Below are 771 nucleotides of genomic sequence, written 5' to 3'. Positions count from 1 at the left end.
GCGTGGAGCGTGCGAAATTGCCCGGCGGCGCCAGCTGATAGCGCAGCGCATAGCGGGCGATGTCCAGCGCGCCGGGAATATCCCCGGCATCCAGACGCCAGATCATGACCGTCATCAGAATGGCGTCCTGCGCGCCACGACCTTCGGCCAGCACACCGGCAACCCAGGGGGCATAGTCCGGCAGCAGTTGGCGCTTGAGTTCGGCCTTACGCTCTTGTGAGCGCACCTGTTTGAGCTTTCGCTTATCTTCATTGAGTTTAAGCATCATCCGTTCATAGCCGTTGGCGTGGCGCAGCGGGTCATTCTCCCGCTGCGCGGCCTGGGCCGCTGACTGGCGCATAAGGTGACGGCGGGCAGGGCTGGTCATGGTTATTTACCGCCTTTCGCTTTGTCGTCTGCCGGTGCTTCCTCCGGGGCTTTCACGTCGGTGACAGGCTCCGCTGGCGCAGCGGCAACTTTGACGGCTTCAACAAGGGCACCGGCAAACGCCTTAATGTCATCATCAGAGTTCAGCAGTGCAGCCTTGGTTTTTGGCTCGGTCGGCTTGACGGCCAACAGCTCGATGTTCTCCACCAGACAGCCGCAGGCGTAATCCTCAACCACATAGTCCTCGTTGATGGACTCATAGTTTTCGATGCGATCGCGCTTGGCGTTTTCCACCATATGGCGGCGGTGTGTGTCTTCCTGCCAGTAGATCGACAGGTTATCCATGCGCGTAATCAGCAGCGCATCCGCCGGGAAGTACGGCACGCGCACAGCGGGCAGGTTGCC

The 771-nt window shown here is 60.6% G+C and carries 2 protein-coding genes; both read right to left on the bottom strand.

From position 1 onward, the window contains the following. On the bottom strand, nucleotides 1-367 hold a 367-nt coding region (gene gpM, locus ABAC460_RS47955), incomplete at its 3' end, for a phage terminase small subunit (protein ID WP_023456047.1). A 2-nt stretch (nucleotides 368-369) separates the two neighbouring features. Further along, nucleotides 370-771 (bottom strand): P2 family phage major capsid protein (locus tag ABAC460_RS0125395; RefSeq protein WP_031237674.1); only part of this gene is annotated, 402 nt, incomplete at its 5' end.

Origin of the sequence: Asticcacaulis sp. AC460 (genome assembly GCF_000495795.1) — a bacterium.
Taxonomy (GTDB): domain Bacteria; phylum Pseudomonadota; class Alphaproteobacteria; order Caulobacterales; family Caulobacteraceae; genus Asticcacaulis.
Note: the sequence above shows the minus strand (reverse complement) of the source record. Positions and strands in the feature narration are given on the sequence as shown.